Annotated in this window: 1 tRNA gene and 2 rRNA genes; all 3 read left to right on the forward strand. The window is 53.2% G+C overall.

Annotated elements, in window-relative coordinates:
• Nucleotides 1-384: 384 nt before the first annotated feature.
• The 3 genes from GOV79_RS22170 (at nucleotide 385) to GOV79_RS22180 (ending at nucleotide 3,643) form a co-directional block, all read left to right on the forward strand.
• A 23S ribosomal RNA gene (locus tag GOV79_RS22170) occupies nucleotides 385-3,211 on the forward strand.
• Nucleotides 3,212-3,400: 189 nt separating this feature from the next.
• Nucleotides 3,401-3,515, forward strand: a 5S ribosomal RNA gene (rrf, locus tag GOV79_RS22175).
• Between the two features lie 51 nt (nucleotides 3,516-3,566).
• Nucleotides 3,567-3,643 (forward strand) — tRNA-Met (locus GOV79_RS22180).

The raw sequence follows: 3,643 nt of genomic DNA on the forward strand, positions 1-3,643 counted from the left end.
GATCGCGCCGAGTGTGGCGTTGATCTCAGTCGTTCTCATCTTTGGATGAGCGGGTTGTGATGCGGGTGTTTCCTCGCCTGTCCACGACTATCCCGGCTGAAACGAACAGAGTTGTCCAAGTCAAGTACACTAACCCGCATAACTTAACGGTTATGCATGTCTTCTATCCTCTGCGTGGGGCCGACCGACATCGGCAGCGCGGGTTCCAGGATGGAAGGCGGGAAAGTATGCTTTTGGTTCAGAAGAAAGATGACCTTTAGTTACCAGCTGGGTCATTGCGATTGATTTGATTACTAGCGCAGCTTTGGTTGTGTGCGGTCAAGCGCACTCAAGTAGCCGAATAGGCGGTAGGACAAATGGTCAAGTCTTTCTTTTTCTGGATCAAATCAAGCGCGAGAAGGGCGTTTGGTGAATGCCTTGGCAGCAAGAGGCGATGAAAGACGTGATACTCTGCGATAAGCCATGGGGAGCTGAGAATAAGCTTTGATCCATGGATCTCTGAATGGGGCAACCCACCTGAATGTTTGTTATTGTTAGTTTTGCTAATCAATAATGAGCATGAACAGGTACTTAAGACCTGAATACATAGGGTTTTAAGAGCAAACCCGGGGAACTGAAACATCTAAGTACCCGGAGGAAAGGAAATCAATTGATACTCCCCTAGTAGCGGCGAGCGAACGGGGACCAGCCGAGCCAGATAAGTGACTAGAACACGTTGGGAAGCGTGGCCATAGCGGGTGACAGCCCCGTATAGGAAGCTTTGATGGACGTATTAAGTAGGGCGGAACACGTGAAATTCTGTCTGAAGATCGGAGGACCACCTTCGAAGGCTAAGTACTCCTTGCTGACCGATAGCGAACCAGTACCGTGAGGGAAAGGTGAAAAGCACCCCGACGAGGGGAGTGAAACAGTACCTGAAACCGAACGCCTACAATCAGTCGGAGGATCCTCGAGATCTGACGGCGTACCTTTTGTATAATGGGTCATCGACTTGGTCTTACGAGCAAGCTTAAGCCGTTAGGTGTAGGCGTAGCGAAAGCGAGTCTTAATAGGGCGTATGAGTTCGTGGGATCAGACCCGAAACCGAGTGATCTAGGCATGGCCAGGTTGAAGGTAAGGTAACACTTACTGGAGGACCGAACCCACATCCGTTGAAAAGGATCGGGATGAGCTGTGCCTAGGGGTGAAAGGCCAATCAAACTCGGAGATAGCTGGTTCTCTGCGAAATCTATTTAGGTAGAGCGTCATCCGAATACCCCGGGGGGTAGAGCACTGGATGGGTAATGGGGCCCCACAGGCTTACTGATCCTAACCAAACTCCGAATACCCGGGAGTACTAGATGGCAGACACACTGCGGATGCTAACGTCCGTAGTGGAGAGGGAAACAACCCTGACCTACGACTAAGGCCCCCAATTCATGGCTAAGTGGGAAAGCAGGTGGGACGACCAAAACAACCAGGAGGTTGGCTTAGAAGCAGCCATCCTTTAAAGATAGCGTAACAGCTCACTGGTCTAAATAAGTTGTCCTGCGGCGAAGATGTAACGGGGCTCAAGCCATGAGCCGAAGTCTAGGGATGCGTAAGCATCGGTAGCAGAGCGTAGTGTGACATAGTCTCATTCCTCCTTCATGCCTTCGGGCAGATTGGAGGAGAGAGGCTTTCGATGAAGCGGGCGCGTGAGCGATCCCGTGGAGAGATCACTAGTGAGAATGATGACATGAGTAGCGACAAAGAGTGTGAGAGACACTCTCGCCGAAAGTCCAAGGGTTCCTGCTTAAAGCTAATCTGAGCAGGGTAAGCCGGCCCCTAAGCCGAGGCCGAAAGGCGTAGGCGATGGGAACTAGGTTAATATTCCTAGGCCAGGAGGATGTGACGGATCACAGGTGTAGTTCAATCTTATCGGATTGATTGGGCTGCTGAGTGGTTCCTGGAAATAGCCCTCCATCAGACCGTACCCTAAACCGACACAGGTGGACTGGTAGAGCATACCAAGGCGCTTGAGAGAACGATGTTGAAGGAACTCGGCAAAATACCTCCGTAAGTTCGCGAGAAGGAGGCCCGGTTCCTAGGCAACTAGGGGCTGGGGGCACAAACCAGGGGGTGGCGACTGTTTATTAAAAACACAGGGCTCTGCGAAGTCGCAAGACGACGTATAGGGTCTGACGCCTGCCCGGTGCCTGAAGGTTAAAAGGAGAGGTGAGAGCCTTGAATTGAAGCCCAGGTAAACGGCGGCCGTAACTATAACGGTCCTAAGGTAGCGAAATTCCTTGTCGGGTAAGTTCCGACCTGCACGAATGGCGTAACGACTTCCCCGCTGTCTCCAACATCGACTCAGCGAAATTGAATTGCCTGTCAAGATGCAGGCTTCCCGCGGTTAGACGGAAAGACCCCGTGCACCTTTACTACAGCTTCGCACTGGCATCAGGATTGTGATGTGCAGGATAGGTGGTAGGCTTTGAAGCAGGAACGCAAGTACCTGTGGAGCCTCCCTTGAGATACCACCCTTCGCACTCTTGATGTCTAACCGCGGTCCGTTATCCGGATCCGGGACCCTGCGTGGCGGGTAGTTTGACTGGGGCGGTCGCCTCCTAAAGCGTAACGGAGGCGCGCGAAGGTTGGCTCAGAGCGGTCGGAAATCGCTCGTTGAGTGCAATGGCAGAAGCCAGCCTGACTGCAAGACTGACAAGTCGAGCAGAGTCGAAAGACGGCCATAGTGATCCGGTGGTCCCGAGTGGAAGGGCCATCGCTCAACGGATAAAAGGTACGCCGGGGATAACAGGCTGATACTGCCCAAGAGTCCATATCGACGGCAGTGTTTGGCACCTCGATGTCGGCTCATCTCATCCTGGGGCTGGAGCAGGTCCCAAGGGTACGGCTGTTCGCCGTTTAAAGAGGTACGTGAGCTGGGTTTAGAACGTCGTGAGACAGTTCGGTCCCTATCTGCCGTGGGTGTAGGAGACTTGAGAGGAGTTGCCCCTAGTACGAGAGGACCGGGGTGAACGATCCACTGGTGGACCAGTTGTCGTGCCAACGGCAGTGCTGGGTAGCTATGATCGGACAGGATAACCGCTGAAGGCATCTAAGCGGGAAGCCCCCCTCAAAACAAGGTCTCCCTGAGGGCCGTGGAAGACCACCACGTCAATAGGCCGGAGATGTAAGCGCAGTAATGCGTTCAGTTGACCGGTACTAATCGCCCGATAGGCTTGATTTGATCCAGTAATGGAAAGACAAGACCAAAGCATACACCAACCTTGACAAAGGACAGCGTCGCAGCGCCAAGCCGCGATGTTGGTTGATTAAATAACCGTGCGGGAACGCGCCTTTTGTAAACAAAAGACGCTGCCTCCCGCATGGTCGCTTTCTTGCACAGCAAGAAAGTCGACCGAGGGCTTTTCCTCGGTTTGGTGGTCATAGCGCAAGTGAAACACCCGGTCCCATCCCGAACCCGGAAGTTAAGCACTGCCGCGCCAATGGTACTTGGGCTTAAGCCCCGGGAGAGTAGGTCACCGCCAAACCTAGAAAAAGCCCAATTCTCTCTAACACGATGAAAACAAATCTGACTCTGACGCGGGATGGAGCAGCCCGGTAGCTCGTCAGGCTCATAACCTGAAGGTCGCAGGTTCAAATCCTGCTCCCGCAACCA

The organism is Ruegeria lacuscaerulensis, from assembly GCF_013034745.1.
Lineage (GTDB): Bacteria > Pseudomonadota > Alphaproteobacteria > Rhodobacterales > Rhodobacteraceae > Ruegeria > Ruegeria lacuscaerulensis_B.